The sequence below is a fragment of the Halopseudomonas laoshanensis genome (genome assembly GCF_008365385.1).
Lineage (GTDB): Bacteria > Pseudomonadota > Gammaproteobacteria > Pseudomonadales > Pseudomonadaceae > Halopseudomonas > Halopseudomonas laoshanensis.
The window spans coordinates 110204-132946 of sequence record NZ_QOVF01000006.1; the positions used below are offsets into that span (position 1 = coordinate 110204).

The window sequence follows — 22743 nt, forward strand, 5'->3', positions numbered from 1 at the left end:
TATAGATGGTTGTTCATCCCTATTTCAGGATTCTATTCATGACAGTTTCATCCTTGACCACCTCCGTCACCCGTCATAACTGGAAGCCAGCCGAAGTGCTGGCGCTGTTTCGCCAGCCCTTCAATGATTTGATGTTCCAGGCGCAAACCGTACACCGCCAACACTTCGATGCCAACCGGGTGCAGGTTTCAACCCTGTTGTCGATCAAGACCGGTGCCTGTCCGGAAGACTGCAAGTACTGCCCGCAGTCGGGTCACTACAACACCGGGCTGGACAAGGAAAAGCTGCTGGAAGTGCAGAAGGTCCTGGATGAAGCCGTCGCCGCCAAAGCCATTGGCGCAACCCGCTTCTGCATGGGCGCGGCCTGGAAGCACCCGTCTGACAAGGACATGCCCTACGTCCTGGAAATGGTCAAAGGCGTGCGCAAGCTCGGCCTGGAGACCTGCATGACCCTGGGCAAGTTGACCAAGGAACAGACGCGCGAGCTGGCTGAAGCCGGGTTGGATTACTACAACCACAATCTGGACACCTCGCCAGAGTTCTACGGCAATATCATTACCACCCGCACCTTCGGCGACCGCCTGGAGACACTGTCTTACGTGCGCGACGCCGGCATGAAGATCTGTTCGGGCGGTATTCTCGGCATGGGTGAGTCGCTGGAAGACCGCGCCGGCCTGCTGATCCAACTGGCCAATCTGCCTGAGCACCCGGAAAGCGTGCCGATCAACATGCTGGTCAAGGTCAAGGGCACCCCGCTGGAAAACGAAGCCGATGTTGATCCCTTCGATTTCATTCGCACCTTGGCCGTGGCGCGAATCATGATGCCAAAATCCCATGTGCGCCTGTCCGCTGGCCGTGAGCAGATGAACGAACAAACCCAGGCCCTGGCGTTCTTCGCTGGCGCCAATTCGATCTTCTACGGCGATCGTTTGCTGACCACGTCCAACCCGCAGGCCGAGAAGGACATGCGTCTGTTCGACCGCCTGGGCATCAAGCCTGAAGAGCGTGAAGAGCATGACGACGAGGTTCACCAGGCGGCCATCGAGCAGGCGCTGGTTGAACAGCGCGACAGTGAAATGTTCGTGAATGCGGCGGGCTGATTAACCGCAGCAGCAAGCTTTCAGCGACGAGCGGCAAGCCGCGGGTGCCTTCAACACCCTCGGCCTGTCATCTTCTCAATCGGTAATATGCGCCGCCAGCTTCAAGCTGGCGGCTAGCAGTTGCGTGAGCCCTATGTCCTTCAATCTGTCATCCCGTCTCGCTGAGCGCCGTGCGGCTCATTTGTACCGGCAGCGCCCGCTGCTGGAGTCACCTCAGGGCGTGCGGGTGGTGGTGGATGGTCAGCCGCTGCTGGCGTTCTGCAATAACGACTACCTCGGCCTGGCCAGTCATCCGGCGGTGATCGAAGCCTTTGCCGAGGGCGCGCGTCGTTGGGGTGTGGGCGGCGGTGCCTCGCACCTGGTGGTTGGCCATAGCCAGCCGCATCATGAACTGGAAGAGGCGCTGGCCGAGTTTACCGGCCGGCCGCGAGCGCTACTCATGTCCAGCGGTTACATGGCCAACCTGGGTGCAGTCACTGCGTTAGCGGGGCAGGGCGATACGGTCCTGGAAGACCGGCTCAATCATGCGTCACTGCTGGATGCCGGCCTGCTCAGCGGGGCACGGTTTTCGCGCTATCTGCACAACGATATGAATAGTCTTGCCAGTCGGCTCGACAAATCGCAAGGCAATACCCTGGTGATCACCGACGGCGTATTCAGCATGGACGGGGACCTGGCAGAGCTGCCGGGTGTGTGTGCGACTGCTGCCGAGCGGGGGGCTTGGGTGATGGTCGACGACGCACACGGCTTCGGCTGCCTGGGCAACAATGGCGGTGGGATCGTCGAGCATTTCGGTCTCAGTGTGGAGCAGGTACCGGTATTGATCGGCACCCTCGGCAAGGCTTTCGGTACTGCTGGCGCCTTTGTGGCGGGTAGTGAGGAGTTGATCGAGACCCTTATCCAGTTCGCCCGGCCCTATATTTACACCACCAGTCAGCCGCCGGCAGTTGCCTGCGCCACGCTGCGCAGCCTGCAATTGCTTCAGGGTGAACATTGGCGCCGGGAGCGGCTGGCGCAATTGATTGCGCAGTTCCGTATTGGTGTGGCCGATATCGGCCTTGAGTTGATGAACAGTCCCACACCGATCCAACCGATTCTGGTCGGTAGCAGCGAGCGTGCTATGGCGCTCTCGGCAGCACTGCGTGAACAGGGCATTCTCGTCACCGCCATCCGCCCGCCTACCGTGCCGCGGGGCACCGCGCGGCTACGCGTGACCCTCAGCGCTGCGCACACTGAAAACGACGTTAACCAGTTACTGGACGCCTTGAAACGCGCCGTGGCGCAGCTACCCGTGACGCAATCATCCGAGGCTCATGATGCCTGACATTACGCTTTTACCTGGCTGGGCTCTTTCCCAGGAGGCCATGCAGCCACTGGCCGATGCATTGACTCCAGCGCTTCCCGGCTGGCAGGTCGGCACGCAGGGAATGCCGGCGCTGCAACTGTCGACGCTGGAAACCGATCTGGCAGCTTTGGCTGAACAGTTGCCGGCGGGGGTGCTCGTAGGTTGGTCGTTGGGTGGCATGCTCGCGGTGCAATTACAGCGGCGTTTCCCCGAGCGTTTCAGTCACGTGGTGACTATCGCCAGTAATGGCTGTTTTGTGGTGCGTAAGGATTGGCCCGCGGCCATGCCAGCCGAGACGTTCAAGACATTCCTGAATGATTTCCGCATTCAGCCTGAAAAAATACTCAAACGTTTTGCCCTGCTGGTGGCTCAGGGCAGCGAGCAACCACGCGCCCTGGCACAAAAGCTCGAATGGGATGACGCCGATGCGGACCAGCGGCTGCATGCGCTGGCCTTGCTCGGTGTGCTGGACAGTCGCGCGGCGCTGAAAGCCTCGGCTGCATCCAGCCTTCACTGCTTCGGCGGGCAGGATGCGCTGGTACCCGCTGCGGCGGCGCAGGCGCTTGAAGACCTGCAACCCCTTGTGCAGGTCGCAGTTCACGCTCATGCCAGCCATGCGCTCCCTCTGGAGCAGCCAGAGTGGCTGGCCGAGCACATCGCCGCGTTTTTGGTTCGGCTATATGACTGAGATGGTTATCGATAAACGCCGGGTGGCTGAATCCTTCAGTCGCGCCGCAAGTTCCTATGATCAGGCGGCAGAGTTTCAGCGCCAGGTAGGTTCGAATCTGCTGGCGCGGCTGCCCGAGCGCTTTGCGCCCCAGGCGATCATTGATCTGGGCTGTGGCACTGGTTATTTCACCCGCGCGCTGACGCAACGCTATCAACAGCCGGTAATGGGTCTGGATCTGGCAGAAGGCATGCTGCGTTTCGCCAATAGCCAATCCATTGCCGAGAGCTCCTGGGTAGTGGCCGATGCGGAAGCATTGCCGCTCAAAACCGGGTCGCAGGATTTGATCTTCTCCAGTCTCGCGCTGCAATGGTGCCCTGATCTGTTGCGGGCATTGACTCAGGCCGCGCAAGCACTGCGACCTGGCGGCTGCCTGGCGTTTTCTACACTGGTAGAAGGCACGCTGACAGAGTTGCAGCAGGCCTGGCAGACCGTCGATGGCTTCGTTCACGTCAACCGGTTCATGCCCTTGGCCGACTTGCAGCAATTGCTGGCGATGGCCGGTTTCGGCCGCTGGCACTGTGAGGTAGAAGAGCACGTGCTGCGTTATGCGCAGCTCAGTGGCCTGACCCAGGAGTTGAAGGCTCTGGGCGCTCATAACCTTAACGCAGGACGCCCGGGAGGCTTGACCGGGCGTGCGCGCTTGCGCGCGTTAACCCAGGCCTATGAAAGCTTTCGTCAGCCCGCCGGGCTGCCCGCGACCTACCAGGTGGCGCAGATTCTCATGTTCAAGGAGTCGTAACATGCCCCAACGTTTCTTTGTTACCGGTACCGACACCGAGATAGGTAAAACCACTATCGCCTGTGGCCTGCTGCATGCGGCCAGGAAGGCGGGCCTGACTACGGCTGCCGCCAAACCGGTCGCGGCGGGCTGTGATGAAACCCCAAACGGCCTTCGCAACGAAGACGCGCTGGCGTTACAGGCGCAGTGTCAGCCGGAGCTGGCTTACGAGCTGATCAATCCGATTGCGCTCAAATCGGCCATAGCGCCGCACATTGCCGCCCTCGAAGAAGGCGTGCCATTGACGGTGGAGCTCCTGGCAGGTGGCTGCCTTCAGGTGTTCGACCGCAATGCCGACCTGACTCTGGTGGAGGGCGCAGGTGGCTGGCGCGTGCCCTTGAATGACGAACAAACCCTGGCAGATCTGGCCAAGGATCTGGATATTCCAGTGGTGATGGTGGTGGGCATGAAGCTGGGTTGCATCAATCACGCGATCTTGACCGCCGAAGCCATCGCTGCCGATGGATTGAAGTTGGCCGGCTGGGTAGCCAACCAGGTCGATCCACATATGAGCCGTCCGTCGGAAAATCTGGCGACCCTGCGTTTGCAGTTGAATGCACCGTGTCTGGGATTCGTGCCGTGGATGGAGCAGCCTTCAGCGGCCGCCATCGCCGACTATCTGGATCTGGCACCATTGTCTTGATCCCGGCTGTCGCGAACTGACCGATGGCGGTGCTCGCTGTAGTGGCTTTGTGCTTTAATGGTGCTAACCGTATTTATTGAGGGTAAACCCCATGGCTTCACTCGACCTGATGTCAGCCGGACTGAATAGTGTTCGTCAGGGACAGTACCGCGCCAATACCGCCGCTGCCGAGATCGCCCGCATGGGCGTTCAGCGCGACCCTGCCGCGTCCCAGGCTATCCCGTTGCAACCTGCCAATGGCCAGCCTGCAGCTACCGTTGCCGTGGATACCAATCGGCCAGTCAATCTGGTGGATAGCCTGGTCGAGTTGCAGCTGAGTCAACGCGAAGTAGAGGCGGGCGCCTCTGTCATTGATACAGCAGATGAAGTGCTTGGCACACTGCTGGACGTCACTGCCTGATCCGCCAGGCCTTTTTCAATGAGTAATCTCTCTATTTCCCCCGCCTTTTCGGGCATGGCTTCTGCCTACCCGCGCATGGCGGGCGCGTCGATGGGCGTTGCGGTCAACGGCTTTTCCGATCCTGCTGCTGTCCGTAGTTCCATTGCCCGGGAAGATGACCCGGCGGCGCGCAGTGCTGCGCTCCCAGTTACCGCCGCCAGCCCTTCAGATGAATCCTCCGCTGATAGCCAATCCGAGCGACAGGCGCAAGTACAGAGGCAGCTCAGTCAGGTAGAGGCGGAACTGTTACGCGTTACCCAGACAGAAATCCGTGAGCTTGCCAGTCGTGACCGGGAAGTGCGTACGCACGAGCAGGCGCACAAGGCGGTCGGCGGTCAGTATGCCGGTGCTGTCAGTTACAGTTATGAGCGTGGTCCGGATGGCCGCATGTATGCGGTGGGCGGTTCGGTTGCCATCGATACGGCGGCAATCCCCGGCGATCCGGCAGCGACGTTGCAGAAATTGCAGCAGGTTCAGCGCGCGGCTCTGGCTCCAGCGCAACCCTCCGCGCAGGATTTGTCGGTTGCCGCGCAGGCGGCGCAGGCCATGGCGCAAGCGCGCGCTGAACTGGCGACTGACACCCTGGATGCTGCGACCGGCGAAGATGACGCGAACGCGGAGAATCGCGATCGCACGCCAGTTAATACCGAAGCGGACAAGGGCATCGCAGCATACAAGCAGGTAGATGCAGCAGACAGCCTCCCCGGCCCGTCTTTGCGAGCTCAAGCTTAAACGTTCCAGCCTGACTTCCAGGCGCAAGTCATTTTCTTCTCCACTCAATCTGTCTCTCTGGGCTCTCCCGTTACAATTTTTTTGTAGCGTCGCGGCGTACAAAGAGTTGACATCATTTGCGCGTAAACGTATGTTTCAAACGTCTGTTTGAATTAGCTGCTGATGGCGTGCTGAATTTAGTCCGCACACGATCGAACGCAGCACCCAACCGCAGCCCTGATGCTGCTCTTGAATCCCGTTATAACCGTTGAGGTCAAGTACCATGCCCGATTACAAGGCTCCCCTGCGTGACATCCGCTTCGTCCGCGACGAACTGCTGGGTTATGAAGAACACTACAAGAGCCTGCCAGGCTGCGAAGACGCCACGCCGGATATGGTCGATGCCATTCTGGAAGAGGGCGCCAAATTCTGTGAGAACGTTATCGGGCCGCTCAACCGTGTCGGCGATACCGAAGGCTGTACCTGGAGCGCTGAAGGCGTCAAGACGCCGTCCGGTTTCAAGGAAGCTTACAAGCAGTACGTAGAAGGCGGCTGGCCGAGCCTGGCACATGATGTTGATCATGGCGGCCAGGGCTTGCCCGAGTCTCTGGGGCTGGCGATCAGCGAAATGATCGGTCAGGCCAACTGGTCCTGGGGCATGTACCCCGGCCTGTCCCATGGTTGCATGAACACCATTTCTACCCACGGTACCGACGACCAGAAGCACACCTACCTGACCAAGCTGGTTTCCGGTCAGTGGACCGGCACCATGTGCCTGACCGAATCGCATTGCGGTACAGACCTGGGCATGCTGCGTACCAAGGCAGAGCCACAGGCCGACGGCAGCTACAAGCTCAGCGGCACCAAGATCTTCATCTCTTCGGGTGAGCACGATATGGCTGAGAACATCGTCCACATCGTCCTGGCCCGCCTGCCCGATGCACCGGCTGGCACCAAGGGTATCTCCCTGTTCATCGTGCCGAAGTTCCTTCCCGATGCGAATGGCGAGAAAGGCGAGCGTAACGGCGTTAACTGCGGTTCGCTGGAACACAAGATGGGCATCCACGGTAACGCGACCTGCGTGATGAACTTCGACGGCGCCACTGGCTTCCTGATTGGGCCGCCGAACAAGGGCCTGAATGCGATGTTTACCTTTATGAACACCGCGCGTCTGGGTACCGCACTGCAAGGTCTGGCGCATGCCGAGATCGGTTTCCAGGGTGGCATCGAATATGCCCGCGATCGCTTGCAAATGCGTTCACTGACCGGTCCGAAGGCGCCAGAGAAGGCCGCTGATCCGATCATTGTGCATCCTGATGTACGCCGCATGCTGCTGACTATGAAAGCCTTTGCCGAAGGCAACCGCGCGATGGTGTATTTCACTGCCAAGCAGGTCGACATCGTCAAGAACAGCCAGGATGAAGAGCAGAAGAAGCAGGCCGATGCATTGCTGGCCTTCCTGACGCCGATCGCCAAGGCCTTCATGACCGAAGTCGGCTTTGAAGCTGCCAACCACGGCGTGCAGATCTACGGTGGCCATGGCTTTATCGCCGAGTGGGGCATGGAGCAGAACGTCCGTGATGCGCGTATCTCCATGTTGTACGAAGGTACTACCGGTATCCAGGCACTGGATCTGCTGGGCCGCAAAGTCCTGATGACCCAGGGCGAGGCGCTGAAGTGCTTCACCAAGATCGTGCACAAGTTCTGTCAGAATCAGGAAGGCAACGACGCCATCAAGGAATTCGTAACGCCGCTGAATCAGCTGAACAAAGAGTGGGGCGAGCTGACCATGAAGGTCGGTATGGCTGCCATGAAGGACCGTGAAATGGTCGGCGCTGCGTCAGTGGATTACTGCATGTACTCCGGTTACGCCTGCCTGGCCTACTTCTGGGCCGATATGGCTCGCGTTGCAGCCGAGAAGCTGGCTGAAGGTACCTCCGACGAAGCCTTCTACCAGGCCAAGCTGCAGACCGCGCGTTTCTACTTCCAGCGCATTCTGCCGCGCACTCGCATGCACGTTGATGCGATGCTGTCAGGCGCAGACAACCTGATGGACATGCCCGCAGAGAACTTCGCTCTGGGTTATTGATCGTTTAGGTTGTTATGCTGAAATAGTCGTACTGAAAAAGGCTGCTCCCGTGAGGGGGCGGCCTTTTTTGTGCTGATTGCTTTAGGTCGATGGCTACCGTGCCAGACGCACGCCGCTGAATTGCCAGCGCGCCTGGGCAGGAAAGAAATTACGATAGCTATGCCGCGCATGGCTTTCTGGCGTAGCGACCGAGCTGCCGCGCAAGACCATCTGATTGAGCATGAATTTGCCATTGTATTCACCCACCGCGCCCGCCGCTGGCTGGTATCCGGGGTAGGCGAGATAGGAGCTGTTGGTCCATTGCCATACTTCCCCATGTAGCCCCGCCAGATCCTCTGACTGCGCAGCCAGCTCCCATTCCGCTTCAGTGGGCAAACGTGCCGCGGCCCAACGTGCATAAGCGTCCGCCTCGTAGAAACTGATATGGCTGACTGGCGCATGGTGATTGAGCGGCACTCTTCCATGCAGGGTAAATACGCTCCAGCCCTGTTCATCGTGCTGCCAGTAAAGCGGCGCCTGCCAGCCATGCAGGCCGATATGATCCCAGGCTTCCGAGAGCCACAGCTCCGGACGGCGATAACCGCCATCAAGCATAAACGCCAGAAACTCACCGTTACTGACATTGCGCGTGGCCAGTTCGAAGGGTTCCAGCCAGACCCGATGCCGTGGCCGTTCATTGTCAAAACCGAAACCCGAGCCCTGATGACCAATTTCGATCAGACCACCCGAATAAGTTTGGAAAGCCACGCCGAGGTCGTCGCCCGCCCGCGGTGACTGGTCCGCAGATTCTGCCCGCCAGGCAGGGGCTAACGGGTTGCAGCTGAAGTGGTGTTTGAGGTCGGTGAGTATCAGCTCCTGATGCTGCTGCTCGTGTTGCAGCCCCAGTTCGATCAGATCGAGCTCTGTATCGCGAAGCTCGGAGTCGGCAAGCAGGGCGAGCATATGCCGATCCACATGATCGCGGTATTGGAGAACCCGATCCAATCCAGGGCGCGACAGCAGGCCACGTTCGGCGCGCAAGTGTCGCTCGCCGACGCCAATATAATAGGAGTTGAACAGCACCTTGAAGGCTGGGTCGAAGGGCGGCGGCGGGTGTTTGGATTCCGCCAGCAGAAAGGTCTCGAAGAACCAGCTGGTGTGCGCCAGATGCCATTTCAGCGGGCTGGCGTCAGGCATGGACTGCAGTTGGCAGTCCTCTGCACTCAAGCCGTGCACCAGCGCCAAGCTGTGGGCGCGGACCTTATGGAAGCGCGCCGCTAATGATGCCGCGCGGGGTAGTGGTTGAGGCATGCTCATGCTTGCGCCAGAAACACGCCGAACCAGTGTTGTTCGTCGGTCCAGTAATGGTGCCGGGTAAAGCCCGCTTCCGACAGCATGGCGGCAAAATCCGCTGAAGTGTATTTGTGCGAGTACTCGGTCAAGATACTTTCCCCCTGATCGAAATGCCTGACGCAGCCTGAACCCAGGCCTACGTCGTGATCCGTTTGCGACACAAGGCGCATTTCGATACGGCTGTCATGCTGATTGAAAACCGCATCATGCTTGAAGTTTTCGAGCTGGAAATCCGCCTTCAGTTCCCGGTTGACGACGTTGAGCACATTCAGATTGAAGGCGGCCGTCACTCCCTCACGATCGTCATAGGCGGCTTCGAGTATGGCGCGGGGCTTGAGCAGATCAACGCCGATCAGCAGCTTGCCGTGCTCGCCACAATGCTGGCGGATGCGCCGCAGCAGTCGTAACGCATCCGGTCTGGCGAAGTTACCGATTGAGGAGCCGGGGTAAAAAAATACCGGAGGGGCAAGGGGTTGCTCCGACAACAGATCGCGCAATTCCAGCGATTGGGTGAAATCACTGACCACGCCAATACATTCAACGCCGGGATGGCTGATCGCTATTCTGGCCAATGAATGCTGGAGAAAATCTGCGGCGATATCGACGCCTACCAAGCGCGAGGGCTGCACTGTATCCAGCCATTTTCTGGATTTGGAGCAATCGCCGCAACCCAGATCGATCCATTGCGCGCCACTGGGAAGAGCGGCAGCTATCTCGGCACCGCAGTGGCTGAGAATCGCGGCTTCAGTGCGGGTAGGGTAGTACTCGTCGAGCTCACAAATATGGGTAAAGAGCTCGCAGCCGAAATCATCGTAGAAATACTTGGAGTCGATGCGTGCGGCGGGTTGCAGGAGGCGTTGGCGGAGGAGCTGATGCTCCCTGGTGTGATCTTCCACCAGGGTATTTTCCAGACGTGGCACGGCGAGGGCTGGGGTCACGGTCAGATCCTGTGCGTTGTGGGCTCAGAACCTGAAAGCTAGCAGCAGCTCCGTGCTTTTGCCAACCGATCGGACGACAGGTAGTGCCGTTCGGCTAGCACGCAGCAGCACAGAGGGTAGTTACATATCCGCTTCTACGGTCTCGCGAATCAGCTTGAACAGCTTGCGTGCGGCGGCTGGCGGCTTGTTCTCGGCGGCTTCCTTGCTGGCCTGGCGCACCAGTTGCCGCAGCGTCTGGCGCTCGGTTTGCGGATAGGCGCTCATAAAGGCTTCCTGCTCTTCTGCACTGCCGGTCAGCAACCGATCGCGCCAGCGCTCCATTTGATGAAAATGCTGAGCGTGCGCCTGGGTACTGCTGTCCAGCCGGTCGATATAAGCGCGAATGGCGTCTACGTCCTGATCCTTCATCAGCTTGCCGACAAAACTCAGGTGGCGCTTGAGCGCGCCGCGGGCGGTGTGCCGATGTGCTTCCTCAAGGGCAACACGCAGCTCTTCGGTCAGCTCGAGTTTCTGCAGCTGCGCCGGCTTGAGTTCGACCAGGCGGCGGCCCAGATCGCGCATCTCTTGCAGCTCGCGCTTGACCTGAGTTTTGCTGATGCCTTCCTCGTACTGTTCGTCGTCGTAAAACTCTGTCATGGTCACCTCGTTGCGGCCCGGCTGCGGGTACGTTTCAATGCGCCATGATACCCGTTCACAGCAGCGCTGTCCGAGGTACAATGCCTGCCTTAGAGGAGATTACATGAGCCAGATTCAACCTGCCCAACACGAAGACCCCGAAATCCTGCGCGCCGAATTGGAGCAACGGGTTGCCTTTATTCTGGACGAATCGCGCCGCCAGGGCGCTACCGCCTGTGAGGTGGGTGTCAGTCAGAATACTGGCCTGTCAGTGGGCGTGCGTCAGGGGGAGGTTGAAACCGTCGAGTTCAATCGCGACCAGGGCTTTGCGATCACACTGTACGCAGGACAGCGCAAAGGCTCGGCGAGCACCTCTGATACCTCGGACGAAGCGATTCGTTCGGCTATCGAAGCTGCACTGGGCATTGCCCAGCATGCCTCCGAAGACAGTTTCGCCGGGCTCGCCGATCCCCAGTTGATGGCCACCGAATTGCCGGATCTGGATCTCTATCATCCCTGGGCGTTGAGTGCCGAGCAGGCCATCGAGCGGGCTCTGGTGTGTGAGAACGCCGCGCTGGAGATGGACCCGCGGCTGACCAGCGACAGTGCCAATATCAGCACACAGCAAGGCTGCCGTGTGTATGGCAACAGCAATGGTTTTATCGGCAGTTCGCTGGGCACTCGGCATAGTGCTTCGGCGGTAATGATCGTGGCATCGGATCAGGGTATGCAGCGCGACTATTGGTATGGTGTTGACCGTTTGGCGGCCAATCTGCCGAGTGCCGAGGCTCTGGGTCGCAAGGCGGCGCAGCGCACGCTGGCACGGTTAGGCACGCGCACAGTAAAAACCGCCAAGGTCCCGGTCTTGTTCGCCGCAGATCAGGCTTCGGGGCTGCTGGGTCATTTGATTGGTGCGATTGCTGGCGGCGCCGTCTACCGGCAATCGACCTTCTTGCTGGATGCCATGGGTCAGCCGATATTTCCTGACTGGGTAACCATCGACGAGCGGCCTTATATGCCCCGTGCTCTGGGCAGTTCCGCGTTTGATGGTGACGGTCTGGCGACTCGCGAACAGGCGTTCGTTGATCAGGGCGTGTTGCGTAGCTGGGTGCTTGGCACCTACTCCGGGCGCAAGCTCAATTTGCCGAGTACCGCCAACGCGGGGGGTGTGCACAACCTGCACGTGACCAGCAATGCCGGTGATTTACTGGCGCTGCTCAAGGAAATGGGCACCGGCCTGCTGGTAACCGAATTGATGGGGCAGGGTATCAATGGCGTGACCGGCGACTATTCCCGGGGTGCGGGTGGCTTCTGGGTCGAGGGCGGAGAGATCCAGTTCCCGGTGCAGGAAGTGACGATCGCCGGCAACCTGAAAGACATGTTCGCCAATCTGCGCTGTGTCGGCTCGGATATTGAGCGTCGCGGTAATAATCTGACCGGTAGCTGGTTGGTGGACGGTATGACGGTGGGTGGGGAGTGAGAGGCAGCGGCAAGCCGTGAGCTACAGGTTGCAAGCTTCAAGCGGCAAGTAAAACCTGGGGTTTGCGAGCTCTGGGGGTGATTCTTGGTCCGCTTGGGTTCCCGCCTGCGCGGGAATGACGGGAATGACGGGAAGCCGGCGGGAATGGCGGGGATCGGCGGGAATGTTGGGCCGCGGCGGGAATGACGGCTAGGGCGGGTTGCGGGATAGGTTGGGGCCGGTTACGAGCTTGCAGCTTGGACTACTCACCCTCGCCGAAATAATCCCCGATCAACGCCAACAGTTCCTCCATGGCTTGATCCGCTTCTTCGCCTTCGCAACTGATACAGACTTCCGAACCTTTGCTCGCGGCCAGCATCATCACTTGCATGATGCTTTTGCCGTCGACCAATTCTTCTTCGTTTCCACCGATTCTCACCTGACAGCCATAGCGGTTGGCCACGCCGACGAATTTTGCGGCGGCGCGGGCGTGCAAGCCGAGTTTGTTGATGATTTGTACGCGGGTAGTCGGCATTGTCAGGGCAAGTCGCGGTGGCGGATCAGCAGGTTCGGGATACTCGAAGACAGTTCTTTCACCAATCGCTCGGTTAGATACACCGAGCGGTGGTGGCCGCCGGTGCAGCCGATGGAAATGGTCATGTAGCTGCGCTCGCCTGCGGCATAGCGCGGCAACCATTTGCTGAGAAACTGGTGGATATCGTCGTACATTTCCTGCACTTCAGGCTGGGCCTCTAAATAATCACAAACTTGCGGGTCACGACCTGAATAGGGTCTCAGCTCGGCTTTCCAGTAGGGATTGGGCAGGCAACGCACGTCGAACACCAGATCGGAGTCGACCGGGACACCGCGCTTGAAGCCAAAAGACTGGATCATCACCGACGTGCCATGGGACTGGCTGCCCAGCAAACGCTGCTTCAACAAATCCCGCAGCTGATACAGGTTGAGATGGCTGGTATCAATCTTCAGGCCGGCCAGATCGATGATCGGCTCAAGTAAGCGTAATTCTGCGGCCAGTGCCTCTCCCAGCGAATGGGTGCCATTGGTCAGCGGGTGTTTGCGTCGGGTTTCCGAGAAACGCTTGATCAGCACTTCATCAGTAGCGGCGAGAAACAGGATGTCGCATTGAATACCGGCTTCACGCACCTGCTGCAGCAACTCGGGAAAACGCTCCAGGTCACTGGGAAGGTTGCGTGCATCGATACTGATCGCGACCTTGGGCAAGTTAAGCCCGGTACTGTTGACCTGCCGCGCCAGCTCCGGCAGCAGGCCAGCAGGCAGGTTGTCTATACAGTAATAGCCGTTGTCTTCCAGCAGATGCAGGGCTGTACTCTTGCCGGATCCAGAGCGTCCGCTGACGACTACCAGACGCATGGGTCAGCTCCCGTCGTCTTCGCTGGTCATGATGCGGTACAGGCTCTCAGCGTCCGGTGCGTTGCGCAGGGCTTCGCGCAGACTGGACTGGTCCAGCTTGCCGGCGAGCATCTTGAGAATCTGCAAATGCTGCTCGGTAGCCTCAAGCGGCACCAGCAACACAAAAATCAGGTCGACAGGCTCGCCATCAAGGGCGTCATAGTCGATTTTGGATTCGAGTTGCAATAACGCGCCAACAGCCTTGTGACAGCCCTCCAGGCGGCAGTGCGGAATGGCAATACCATTGCCGAAGCCGGTGGAGCCCAGTTTTTCGCGGGCGATGAGGCTTTCATAAATGCTGTCGGGATCAAGATGGCTATGCTGGGCGACCAGTTTGCCAATCAGCTCCAGAACGCGCTTTTTTGAAACCCCCTGCACACCGGCAAAGGTGCGCTCGGGGGTGAGTATGTGATCAATTTGCATAATGATGCGGAGAGTCTGCCTTAACGGTCGTTGACGCCTTGCTGGCGATTCAGGTTCTTTTCCTTGTACTTGATCAGTTGACGATCAAGCTTGTCCGTCAGTAAATCTATGGCTGCATACATATCGGTATGCTCGGCATTGGCGACTACCTCGCCCCCGGCCACATGGAGTGTAGCTTCGGCCTTCTGGCGCAGCTTTTCAACTTCCAGGGTGACTTGTACGTTGGTTATCTTGTCGAAGTGTCGCTCGAGACGTGACATTTTCTCGTTGACGTAATCGCGCAATGCATCGGTGATGTCCAGTTGATGACCGCTAAGGTTCAGTTGCATACGACTTCTCCTGATTGGCTTGGAGTAACAGGGAACCGTGCTTGGCTCCCTATGGTGCCACCTGCTATCACTAAAATCGTTATTGCATGCTGGCTAGACCAGCCGTTTGCGTTCGCTCGAAGGGGCGATGTTGAGCGACTCGCGGTATTTGGCGATGGTTCTGCGGGCCACATCGATGCCCTGTTCTTCCAGTAAACCAGCGATCTTGCTATCGCTCAATGGTTTCTTCGGGTTTTCTGCTGCCACCAGCTTTTTGATCAGCGCGCGGATCGCAGTGGAGGAGAATTCACCGCCTTCTGCGGTGCCGACATGGCTGGAGAAAAAGTATTTTAGCTCGAAGATGCCGCGCGGGGTATGCATGTATTTCTGCGTGGTCACGCGCGAAATAGTCGACTCGTGCATGCCCACCGCCTCGGCGATATCGTGCAGCACCAGGGGTTTCATCGCTTCTTCGCCATGCTCCAGAAAGCCGCGCTGATGCTCGACGATCTGCGTGGCGACTTTCATCAGTGTTTCGTTGCGGCTTTGCAGGCTCTTGATGAACCAGCGTGCTTCCTGCAGATGATTACGCAGGTAAGTGTTGTCCTGGCTGGCATCCGCGCGGCGGACCATGGAGGCGTAATGATTGTTCACCCTGACCTTGGGCACTGACTCCTGATTCAGCTCGACAATCCAGCGCTTGTTGTCGCGATGCACGATCACATCAGGAATCACATATTCGGGCTCGCCCGAGGCGATTTCCGAGCCGGGGCGCGGGTTGAGCGTCTGTATCAGACTGATCGCGCGGCTGAGTTGCTCTTCCTTCAACCGGGTGCGGCGCATCAGCTGAGTAAAGTCGCGGCTGCCGAGCAACTCCAGGTGATCCTTGACGATCTTCTGCGCCTGTTCAAGCAGGGGTGTGTCTTTGGGAAGCTGGCGCAGTTGCAGATAGAGGCATTCACTGAGGTTGCGCGCGCCTACACCCACAGGTTCGAACTGCTGAATGCGGTGCAGAACCATCTCTACTTCATCCAGCTCGACTTCCAGCTCGGGATCGAGGGAAGCGAGAATCTCCTCAAGGGATTCTTCCAGATAGCCGTCGGCGTTGATCGCATCGATCAACGACAGCGCTATCAACTGATCGGTTTCCGACAGCGGAATCAGGTTGAGCTGCCATTCCAGATGGCTTTGCAGTGTCTCGCCCGAACCGGTGCGGGCGGTAAAGTCCCACTCGTCGTCATCCTGGCTGGGTAGCGAGCTGGCTGAAGTCTGATATACGTCATCCCATTGCGTGTCCACCGGCAGCTCGCTGGGGATCTGTTCGTTCCAGTTGCCTTCTTCTTCAGCCTGACTGTGCTGCTCAATCGCGTCCATCGCCACCGGTTCCGGGATGGTGACCGCCGGCGCGTCATCCTTGTCGAAGCCATTTTCCTGGCTCGGAGAGAAATCATCATCGCCTTCATCAGCCATTTCCAGCATGGGATTGGCTTCCAACGCCTCCTGGACCTCTTGCTGGAGGTCCAGACTGGATAGCTGCAACAGTCGGATGGCTTGCTGCAGCTGCGGCGTCATCGTCAGCTGCTGCCCCATCTTGAGGACGAGCGATGGTTTCATGTTTGAGCGTATTACCTTGTGCGCAATGTTAAATCGATAGCGTTAATCGACAGAATTTTAGCATGCATGGTCTGTTGAATATCTACAGGCGGAAGGCGTGCCCCAGATACACGTCTTTTACCGTCTGGTTGGCAAGGACGGTTTCAGCGTCGCCTTCGGCAATGATATGCCCGTCGTTGACGATATAGGCTTTGTCGCAGATATCCAGTGTTTCTCGCACGTTATGATCGGTAATGAGTACGCCGATGCCCTTGCTTTTCAGGTGCTGGATAATCTGTTTGATATCGTTGACCGAGATCGGATCAACGCCAGCGAACGGTTCATCCAGCAGAATGAACTTGGGTTCGGTGGCCAGAGCGCGAGCGATCTCCGCGCGGCGGCGCTCGCCACCGGACAGACTCATACCCAGACTGTGGGCCAGGTGATGGATGTGGAACTCACGCAACAGCGACTCCAGCGCATCCGCGCGGCCTTGCTTGTTAAGGTCCTTGCGGGTCTCCAGGATCGCCATGATGTTATCGGCAACGCTGAGCTTGCGGAAAATGGAGGCTTCCTGAGGCAGGTAGCCGATACCCTGACGTGCCCGACCGTGCATCGGCAGCTTGGTCACATCCACGCCGTTGACCAGAATATTGCCTTCGTCAGCTTTGACCAAGCCGACAATCATGTAGAAGCACGTGGTTTTGCCTGCACCGTTGGGCCCGAGCAGACCGACCACTTCGCCGCTGTTGATGGATACCGATACATCCCGTACTACTTTGCGGGATTTATACGCTTTGGCCAGGTGACGCGCTTCCAGTGTGGTCATGGGGTGGCCGGTTCACTGCGCTTGCGCGGCTGGATGAGGATCTCGATTCGGTCCTGTTCGCCACCGGTGCCGCCGTTGCTGTTGGCGCGGCCGGCGTCCACCACCTCGCGGGTGATGTCATAGCTGATGTATTCACCCTGAAAGGTATTGCCGTCCTGTTCCAGAAAGGCATCGTCGATCAGCACTACGCGGTCGGCATCGGCCAGATATTCAATAGTCTGGCCGCGGGAATCCACTGGCGAGCCGCCTTCTGGCGTCTGCTTGTAAGTCGCTGGTGTGCCCTGGCTGACAATCTTGCTCACCGCGCCCTCGGCGTCGGTATTCAGCGTCACCCGGTTGCCGGTCAGGCGCATGCTGCCTTGGGTGATGATGACATTGCCGGTGTAAACGGCGGTGTTGCTGCGGTCATCCAGCGTCGCGCTGTTGGCCTGAATGCGGATGGGCTGGTCACGGTCGGCAGCAACAGTTGCTGCGGACATTCCCAGCCCCAGTACCAGGGCCGCGAGGCCCAGGGATTTAACGCACCTCATGTTGACCCCTTACGGTGGACAGCAGCTCTAGGCGGCCGTCGTTAAGATAAACCTGCATGCCGACAGCGTTGGTCACGTTGTCGGCGTTTTCGATTTTAACGCTTTGTGCGGTTTCGGCATAATTTCGAGCGGGAAACAGCGTCAGCGCCTGTGTCGTCATGCGTCGGTCGGATTGGGCGGGGTTCTGGCTCTGGAGCAAAACATTATCGGTCAGCTCAACCTGATCCCCTGCCTGTGTAACGACGCCGTGCTCTGCTTCAAGCAGCCAGGGCTCACCGTCCTCCGCCCGGTAAAAAATCAACCGCGGACTCTCCAGCTTGGTGCTGTCGTCATCGGCTTGATGGGTAGCGCGGACGCTGGTCAATTCATAGGCCGGGGTACCCTGCTCATTGAGCATGAGTATGCGGTTGTTTTCCATGAAGAAATCCGGCTGATTAGGGTCGCTGATGGTCAGGCTGTCATTGAAGCTGGCAGGTCGAATATTGAAATAGCCGATTGACAACCCGAGCACCACAGCCAGGCCAATAAAGCCGGCTGTCAGCAGGTAGCGCGGAATTTTCGGAATAGTCGGCATCAGAGGTAGGCTGCCCGGGCGTCATCAAGCGTACCTTGCGCGTACATGATCAGCTCGCAGAACTCGCGCGCTGCGCCAGCTCCGCCTGATGCTTCGGTAATACCGTGCGCATGTTCACGGACGAAAGAGTCAGCGCTGGCGACGGCTATACCCAGGCCAACGCGACGCATCACCGGCAGGTCTGGCAGGTCATCGCCCAGAAAGGCAATTTGCTCCAGCTCAACATCCAGCACGTTGCGCAGCTCCGCCAGGGCATTGAGCTTGTCTTCGCGGCCTTGAATGAGGTGACGAATGCCCAGGTTGGCGGCGCGCTTTTCCACCAGCGGCGACGAACGCCCGCTGATGATGGCAACTTCCACCCCCGAAGCCATCAGCATTTTGATGCCGTGCCCGTCCAGGGTGTTGAAGGATTTGAACTCGGTGCCATCGGGCATGAAATACAAGCGCCCGTCAGTGAGTACACCGTCCACATCAAAGATTGCCAGACGGATGGCTCTGGCGCGCTCAAGCAATTGCTGGTCTGGTCCGCTCATACAACTCCTGCGCGTAAAAGGTCATGCATATTGAGGGCGCCGACCGGGCGATGCTGCTCGTCGACGACAAAAAGGCCGCTGATCTTGCCGTCTTCCATCACTTTCAACGCTTCTGCGGCGAGTATGCCCTGTTGCACGGTCTTGCAGTTACGGGTCATTACTTCGGCAATGCCGGCAGTGCGTATATCAATGCTTTGATCCAGCGTGCGACGCAAATCGCCATCGGTAAAGATGCCGACCAGGCGGCCTTCTTCATCGGTAATGCCGGTCAGCCCCAGCCCCTTGCGAGTCATTTCCAGCAGGGCGTCGCGTAACGAGGTCGACGGGCTTACCAGCGGCATGCTGGCCTCGCCATGCATGATGTCGTCTACCAACAGCAACAGCCGTCTTCCAAGCGTGCCGCCTGGGTGGGAAAAGGCAAAATCTTCAGCACTGAAGCCCCGCGCTTCGAGTAGGGCAATGGCCAGGGCGTCGCCCATCACCAGCGCCGTGGTGGTGCTGGAGGTCGGGGCCAGATTGAGCGGACAGGCTTCCTGCTCCACGCCAGTGTGCAGGTTAGCCAGCGCTGAACGGGCCATGATCGAATCCGGGTTGCCGGTAATGCTGATCAGCGGCACGCCCAGGCGCTTGAGCAGTGGCAGCAGGGTGACCACCTCAGCGGTGTTGCCGGAGTTGGACAGGGCGATAACCACATCCTGACGGGTAATCATGCCCATGTCGCCATGGCTGGCCTCGCCAGGATGAACAAAAAACGCCGGGGTGCCGGTGCTGGCCAGGGTGGCGGCAATCTTCTTGCCTACATGCCCGGATTTGCCCATGCCGGTGACCACCACGCGCCCGGTACAGGCCATCAGCGCTGTACAAGCGGCATCAAAATGGTGATCCAGCCGCTCCAGCAGGCTGTGGACGGCGTCGCGCTCCATCTCGATGGTGCGGCGGGCAGAAGCTATGTAGTTGAAATCAGGCATGAAGTATCTTGAGTAATGGTCTGACTGGCTAGTATAGCGCCTTGTGCCACCCAACTCACCAGTGAGGGTGGCAGCGCTATGTCAACTTGGAGGGCTTCAGCGCTCCGACGTTCCCTTGGGTTTATCGCGTGCGCTTGATCTGCGCGCCCAATTGATTAGCAGATATTGCCTAAGCAGCTAATTGTTTGTCGGTTACTTGGGCTGCCTAACGCAAACTGATATATTAGCGCGTTCAAATTGCCCGCCGCAGTATGGCAGCTCCGAGAAGCCTGATTCATTTATGACCGACTCTTCAGACTATATCGTTGACCTGAAAAAGGTAACTTTCAGGCGCGACGACCGCCTCATTTTTGATGGGGTGGATATTCGCATACCACGCGGTAAGGTGACCGGGATCATGGGTCCCAGCGGTTGCGGCAAGACCACGCTGCTGCGCCTGATCGGTGCACAACTGCGCCCGGAAAGCGGCGAAGTGCTGGTCAATGGCCAGAATATTCCGCAGCTCAAGCGCGAGGCCTTGTTCGAGGCTCGTCAGCATATGGGCATGCTGTTCCAGAGCGGCGCGCTCTTTACTGATCTGTCAGTGTTCGAAAACGTCGCCTTTCCGCTGCGCGTGCACACTGATCTCAGTGAAGAGCTGATCCGCGATATCGTGCTGCTCAAGTTGCAGGCCGTGGGCCTGCGCGGTGCCCACGCATTGATGCCGGACGAGCTGTCCGGTGGTATGAAGCGCCGCGTTGCCCTGGCTCGGGCGATTGCGCTGGATCCCGAACTGATGATGTATGACGAGCCTTTCGTCGGCCAGGACCCTATTTCCATGGGTGTGCTGGTGCGGCTGATTCGCTTGCTCAACGACGCGCTGGGACTGACCAGCATCGTGGTGTCGCATGACCTGGCCGAGACGGCAAGCATTGCCGACTATCTATATGTGGTGGGCGACGGTCAGGTGCTCGGGCATGGCAAGCCAGATGATCTGATGCACTCGGACAATCCGCGTATCCGCCAGTTCATGCTCGGCGAGCCTGACGGCCCTGTGCCTTTCCATTATCCTGCGCCGTCCTTTATGGACGATCTGCTCAAAGGGAAGAGCCAATAATGCGAACCCTGACTGACAGAGTAGCGCTGATGGGCGCCTCCGGGTTGAATGTGCTGGCCGCCCTCGGGCGCTCGGGTGTGTTTTTGTTTCAAGCGCTGTGCGGACGCTCGAATTTCGGCAGCGGTTGGACATTGTTACTCAAGCAACTGTATGCGGTCGGCGTATTGTCGCTGGCGATTATTATTGTGTCCGGGCTGTTTATTGGTATGGTGCTCGCCCTGCAGGGCTTCAACATTCTGAGTACTTACGGTTCGGAACAGGCCGTGGGCCAGATGGTTGCCCTGACATTGCTGCGCGAGCTGGGGCCGGTGGTGACTGCGCTGTTGTTCGCCGGGCGTGCTGGCTCGGCCTTGACCGCCGAGATTGGCTTGATGAAAGCCACCGAGCAGCTCTCCAGCCTGGAAATGATCGGCGTCGATCCGCTCAAATATGTGATTGCGCCGCGGTTGTGGGCCGGCTTTATCTCCATGCCGCTGCTGGCAATGATTTTCTGCGTGGTGGGTATCTGGGGTGGTGCGATGGTCGCAGTGGACTGGCTGGGTGTGTATTCCGGCTCCTACTGGGCCAATATGCAGAACTCCGTGACCTTCTCGGATGATGTAGTAAACGGTCTGATCAAGTCCGTGGTGTTTGCTTTTGTGGTGACCTGGATCGCGGTGTTCCAGGGCTACGACTGCGAGCCTACCTCCGAGGGTATAAGTCGTGCGACGACCCGCACCGTAGTCTATGCGTCACTGGCTGTTCTCGGCCTGGATTTCATTCTTACCGCGTTGATGTTCTGATCAGCCAAGGAAACCGAACATGCGTACCCGTACACTCGAATTAACTGTTGGTCTGTTCATCCTGATTGGCATCCTGGCGTTGCTGGTGCTGGCATTGCGTGTCAGCGGCCTGACCATGAGCGCCTCGACAGACAGCTACAAGGTCTATGCTCATTTTGACAACGTGGCGGGGCTGACTTCGCGCGCCAAGGTCACCATGGCCGGTGTCACCATCGGCCAGGTCACGGGCATCGAATTTGACAAGAATCGCTACACCGGCAAGGTCGAGATGGCCATCAATGACAACATCAATACCCTGCCATCGGACAGCACCGCCTCAATCCTGACGGCTGGGCTGCTCGGTGAAAAATATGTCGGTATCAGCGTTGGCGGCGAAGAGACCATGCTGGCGGACGGGGATCAGATCTACGATACCCAGTCAGCACTGGTGCTTGAGGAACTGATTGGACGTTTCCTGCTCAATACCGTCAGCAAAGAAGATTAATCGGAGATTCACTATGCGTGTACTGACCAACCTGTTTCTGACCCTGGCGCTGAGCATTCCGTTCGCAGCCAGTGCAAATACCGCTTCCCCGCAGGAAGTGGTGGAAGACACCTCCACACGCGTGATGACGGTGCTGGACGCCAATCGCGAAACCTACAAGCAAGACACCGACGCCTTCGTTGAAGGCCTCAATGAAGTATTGGAGCCCGTGGTCGACTTCCAGGGCATCGCCCGCAGTGTGATGACCGTCCGCTACAGCCGCGAAGCGACAGACGAACAGATGCAGCGTTTCATCGATACCTTCAAGCGCAGCATGGTTGAATTCTATGGTAACGCGCTGCTCGATTTCGACAGTGGGCAGATCAAGGTCCTGGAAAGTGATGGCCGTGGCCAGCAGTCACCAGATCGCACCAGCGTTGATATGGAAATCCGCTCCTCTAGCGGCAATGTCTACCCGGTCACTTACACGATGGTCAATGTGGATGGCCAGTGGAAGGTGCGTAACGTTATCGTCGAAGGCATCAACATTGGTCTGCTGTTCCGCGACCAGTTCGCCCAGGCGATGCAGACCAATCGCAATGATCTGGACGCAGTAATCAACGGCTGGGGCAACGTAGTAGCCAAGTCAGTTGAACAGGTGGAAAAAGAGGTCGAGAATTGAGCGCGCAAGTCAAACGCGGCGAGCAGGGCGTGATCGCCCTGGAAGGGCAGCTGGATTTTGGCAGCGCCATGGACGTGCGCAAGCAGCTGCAGCAGAGTCTGGCCGACACCCAGGGCGATATCACCCTGGATCTGTCTGGCGTAGAGCACTCCAACAGCGTCGGTTTAGCGCTGATTCTATTGGTGGCACGCATCGTCTCTGAGCGCGGCGATCAATTGCGGGTGGTATCCATGCCCGCAGGGCTGGAAAGCATCGCCCGCGTCTGCGAACTGGATGACTGGCTGACCACGCTGGCTGCCTGATCCCGAGCCACTGAGCCGTGGCCAGGCCGCGCAATTAGTTAACACATCGA

27 protein-coding genes are annotated in these 22743 nt (G+C 58.6%); 14 read left to right on the forward strand and 13 right to left on the reverse strand.

Annotation, left to right across the window (positions count from 1 at the left end; all coding sequences use genetic code 11):
- Nucleotides 1-38: 38 nt before the first annotated feature.
- The 8 genes from bioB to DT594_RS16015 all read left to right on the forward strand — a co-directional run bounded on the left by bioB (nt 39) and on the right by DT594_RS16015 (nt 7835).
- Entirely contained in the window at nt 39-1100 is a 1062-nt protein-coding gene (gene bioB, locus DT594_RS15980; RefSeq protein ID WP_149333764.1) for a biotin synthase BioB, read from the forward strand.
- 133 nt (nt 1101-1233) lie between these two features.
- Complete coding sequence (gene bioF, locus DT594_RS15985; protein WP_149333766.1) at nt 1234-2424, forward strand: 8-amino-7-oxononanoate synthase; 1191 nt, start codon at nt 1234-1236, stop codon at nt 2422-2424.
- Complete coding sequence (locus tag DT594_RS15990) at nt 2417-3133, forward strand: alpha/beta fold hydrolase (protein ID WP_281290923.1); 717 nt, start codon at nt 2417-2419, stop codon at nt 3131-3133. The genes bioF and DT594_RS15990 overlap by 8 nt, the downstream gene beginning before the upstream one ends.
- Complete coding sequence (gene bioC, locus DT594_RS15995) at nt 3126-3914, forward strand: malonyl-ACP O-methyltransferase BioC (RefSeq protein WP_149333770.1); 789 nt, start codon at nt 3126-3128, stop codon at nt 3912-3914. The genes DT594_RS15990 and bioC overlap by 8 nt, the downstream gene beginning before the upstream one ends.
- Before the next feature lies 1 nt (nt 3915).
- Nucleotides 3916-4596, forward strand: coding sequence for a dethiobiotin synthase (bioD, locus tag DT594_RS16000; protein WP_149333772.1), 681 nt, complete (start codon nt 3916-3918; stop codon nt 4594-4596).
- Nucleotides 4597-4687: 91 nt separating this feature from the next.
- A complete protein-coding gene (locus DT594_RS16005) occupies nt 4688-4996 on the forward strand; it encodes a flagellar basal body rod C-terminal domain-containing protein (RefSeq protein ID WP_096345660.1) in 309 nt (102 codons plus the stop codon).
- Between the two features lie 18 nt (nt 4997-5014).
- Nucleotides 5015-5767 (forward strand): putative metalloprotease CJM1_0395 family protein, encoded by a 753-nt coding sequence (locus DT594_RS16010; protein ID WP_246164665.1) that lies wholly within the window; start codon nt 5015-5017, stop codon nt 5765-5767.
- A 262-nt stretch (nt 5768-6029) separates the two neighbouring features.
- The gene (locus tag DT594_RS16015; protein ID WP_149333774.1) at nt 6030-7835 is read left to right on the forward strand and encodes a phenylacyl-CoA dehydrogenase; all 1806 of its coding nucleotides are present in this window, start codon (nt 6030-6032) and stop codon (nt 7833-7835) included.
- Nucleotides 7836-7928: 93 nt separating this feature from the next.
- On the opposite strand, the gene egtB is transcribed toward DT594_RS16015, so the two are convergent.
- The 3 genes from egtB to yjgA all read right to left on the reverse strand — a co-directional run bounded on the left by egtB (nt 7929) and on the right by yjgA (nt 10741).
- Nucleotides 7929-9131, reverse strand: coding sequence for an ergothioneine biosynthesis protein EgtB (gene egtB / locus DT594_RS16020; RefSeq protein ID WP_178091548.1), 1203 nt, complete (start codon nt 9129-9131; stop codon nt 7929-7931).
- Nucleotides 9128-10105: an L-histidine N(alpha)-methyltransferase gene (gene egtD / locus DT594_RS16025; protein WP_178091549.1), complete on the reverse strand. Its 978-nt coding sequence runs from the start codon at nt 10103-10105 to the stop codon at nt 9128-9130. Before egtD ends, egtB begins: the two co-directional genes overlap by 4 nt.
- Before the next feature lie 120 nt (nt 10106-10225).
- On the reverse strand, nt 10226-10741 hold the full coding sequence (gene yjgA, locus DT594_RS16030; RefSeq protein WP_149333778.1) for a ribosome biogenesis factor YjgA: 516 nt from the start codon (nt 10739-10741) through the stop codon (nt 10226-10228).
- Between the two features lie 103 nt (nt 10742-10844).
- On the opposite strand from yjgA, the gene pmbA reads away from it, so the two are divergent.
- Nucleotides 10845-12200, forward strand: coding sequence for a metalloprotease PmbA (gene pmbA / locus DT594_RS16035; RefSeq protein ID WP_149333780.1), 1356 nt, complete (start codon nt 10845-10847; stop codon nt 12198-12200).
- Between the two features lie 241 nt (nt 12201-12441).
- Here pmbA and DT594_RS16040 read toward each other — a convergent pair whose 3' ends face one another.
- The 10 genes from DT594_RS16040 to DT594_RS16085 all read right to left on the reverse strand — a co-directional run bounded on the left by DT594_RS16040 (nt 12442) and on the right by DT594_RS16085 (nt 19368).
- Entirely contained in the window at nt 12442-12714 is a 273-nt protein-coding gene (locus DT594_RS16040) for an HPr family phosphocarrier protein (protein ID WP_149333782.1), read from the reverse strand.
- Nucleotides 12715-12716: 2 nt separating this feature from the next.
- Complete coding sequence (gene rapZ / locus DT594_RS16045; RefSeq protein WP_149333784.1) at nt 12717-13571, reverse strand: RNase adapter RapZ; 855 nt, start codon at nt 13569-13571, stop codon at nt 12717-12719.
- Nucleotides 13572-13574: 3 nt separating this feature from the next.
- Nucleotides 13575-14036: a PTS IIA-like nitrogen regulatory protein PtsN gene (gene ptsN, locus DT594_RS16050; protein ID WP_096346808.1), complete on the reverse strand. Its 462-nt coding sequence runs from the start codon at nt 14034-14036 to the stop codon at nt 13575-13577.
- A 17-nt stretch (nt 14037-14053) separates the two neighbouring features.
- The gene (hpf, locus tag DT594_RS16055; RefSeq protein ID WP_096346809.1) at nt 14054-14362 is read right to left on the reverse strand and encodes a ribosome hibernation-promoting factor, HPF/YfiA family; all 309 of its coding nucleotides are present in this window, start codon (nt 14360-14362) and stop codon (nt 14054-14056) included.
- A 93-nt stretch (nt 14363-14455) separates the two neighbouring features.
- Nucleotides 14456-15955, reverse strand: a complete 1500-nt coding sequence (locus DT594_RS16060) for an RNA polymerase factor sigma-54 (protein ID WP_149333786.1) — start codon at nt 15953-15955, stop codon at nt 14456-14458.
- Between the two features lie 82 nt (nt 15956-16037).
- Complete coding sequence (gene lptB / locus DT594_RS16065) at nt 16038-16763, reverse strand: LPS export ABC transporter ATP-binding protein (protein WP_149333788.1); 726 nt, start codon at nt 16761-16763, stop codon at nt 16038-16040.
- A complete protein-coding gene (gene lptA, locus DT594_RS16070; RefSeq protein WP_246164666.1) occupies nt 16760-17242 on the reverse strand; it encodes a lipopolysaccharide transport periplasmic protein LptA in 483 nt (160 codons plus the stop codon). The genes lptB and lptA overlap by 4 nt, the downstream gene beginning before the upstream one ends.
- Before the next feature lie 37 nt (nt 17243-17279).
- Nucleotides 17280-17867 carry an LPS export ABC transporter periplasmic protein LptC gene (gene lptC / locus DT594_RS16075; protein WP_149333792.1) on the reverse strand — a complete coding sequence of 196 codons (588 nt, stop codon included), beginning with the start codon at nt 17865-17867 and terminating at the stop codon, nt 17280-17282.
- Nucleotides 17867-18400, reverse strand: coding sequence for a KdsC family phosphatase (locus DT594_RS16080; protein WP_149333793.1), 534 nt, complete (start codon nt 18398-18400; stop codon nt 17867-17869). The genes lptC and DT594_RS16080 overlap by 1 nt, the downstream gene beginning before the upstream one ends.
- Nucleotides 18397-19368, reverse strand: a complete 972-nt coding sequence (locus tag DT594_RS16085; RefSeq protein ID WP_149333795.1) for a KpsF/GutQ family sugar-phosphate isomerase — start codon at nt 19366-19368, stop codon at nt 18397-18399. The genes DT594_RS16080 and DT594_RS16085 overlap by 4 nt, the downstream gene beginning before the upstream one ends.
- A gap of 280 nt (nt 19369-19648) precedes the next feature.
- Between DT594_RS16085 and DT594_RS16090 the strand changes: the two genes are divergently transcribed.
- The 5 genes from DT594_RS16090 to DT594_RS16110 are packed head-to-tail and all read left to right on the forward strand — an operon-like array spanning nt 19649 to nt 22693.
- Complete coding sequence (locus DT594_RS16090) at nt 19649-20464, forward strand: ATP-binding cassette domain-containing protein (protein ID WP_096346816.1); 816 nt, start codon at nt 19649-19651, stop codon at nt 20462-20464.
- Complete coding sequence (mlaE, locus tag DT594_RS16095; RefSeq protein WP_096346817.1) at nt 20464-21246, forward strand: lipid asymmetry maintenance ABC transporter permease subunit MlaE; 783 nt, start codon at nt 20464-20466, stop codon at nt 21244-21246. The genes DT594_RS16090 and mlaE overlap by 1 nt, the downstream gene beginning before the upstream one ends.
- Before the next feature lie 19 nt (nt 21247-21265).
- Entirely contained in the window at nt 21266-21730 is a 465-nt protein-coding gene (mlaD, locus tag DT594_RS16100) for an outer membrane lipid asymmetry maintenance protein MlaD (RefSeq protein WP_096346818.1), read from the forward strand.
- Nucleotides 21731-21743: 13 nt separating this feature from the next.
- Nucleotides 21744-22391 carry an MlaC/ttg2D family ABC transporter substrate-binding protein gene (locus DT594_RS16105; RefSeq protein ID WP_149333797.1) on the forward strand — a complete coding sequence of 216 codons (648 nt, stop codon included), beginning with the start codon at nt 21744-21746 and terminating at the stop codon, nt 22389-22391.
- A complete protein-coding gene (locus DT594_RS16110) occupies nt 22388-22693 on the forward strand; it encodes an STAS domain-containing protein (protein ID WP_149333799.1) in 306 nt (101 codons plus the stop codon). The genes DT594_RS16105 and DT594_RS16110 overlap by 4 nt, the downstream gene beginning before the upstream one ends.
- The last annotated feature ends 50 nt before the right edge of the window (nt 22694-22743 follow it).